1 protein-coding gene is annotated in these 476 nt (G+C 59.5%); it reads left to right on the top strand.

The annotated features are described in order from the left end of the window. Positions 1–290: aldehyde dehydrogenase family protein (locus EH240_RS37485; protein WP_125007299.1), on the top strand; the 290-nt coding region annotated here is incomplete at its 5' end. Positions 291–476 lie beyond the last annotated feature (186 nt).

The raw sequence follows: 476 nt of genomic DNA, 5'->3' as shown, positions 1-476 counted from the left end.
TCGATTATGGCCTTTCCGCCAGTGTGTGGAGCCGCGATTTCGATACGTGCCTGACATTCGGGCGCAGCTTGCGGGCGGGAACGGTGTGGATGAACACCTTCATGGATGGCGCCTCCGAGCTCCCGTTCGGTGGCTACAAGCAATCCGGGCTCGGTCGCGAACTCGGACGCCACGCGGTCGAGGACTACACTGAAACAAAAACACTCAACATGCACATCGGAGCCCGCACCAATTGGTGGATGCCGCGACAGGAAAATTGGCCTGGCCAACGCACCGAACTGCGCCCGTAGACGGGCGCGCACTCTCTTGAAACGGTTCCACCTCGACTTGCAAAGGACATTTTCAATGCGCAGGTTTTTGACGGCGACGGCTATCGGTATCATCCCAACATGTTCGTCTTCGATGGACCTGCCGACCTCGTCTGCAGTGAGTCCCGTGCTGACTTTCGCTGCGGGCGGTGCGCGCGTCGCCCATAT

The organism is Mesorhizobium tamadayense (assembly GCF_003863365.1).
GTDB classification, from domain to species: Bacteria; Pseudomonadota; Alphaproteobacteria; order Rhizobiales; family Rhizobiaceae; genus Mesorhizobium; species Mesorhizobium tamadayense.
The sequence above is the reverse complement of the archived record's forward strand: the minus strand, read 5'-3'. Positions and strand labels throughout refer to the sequence as shown.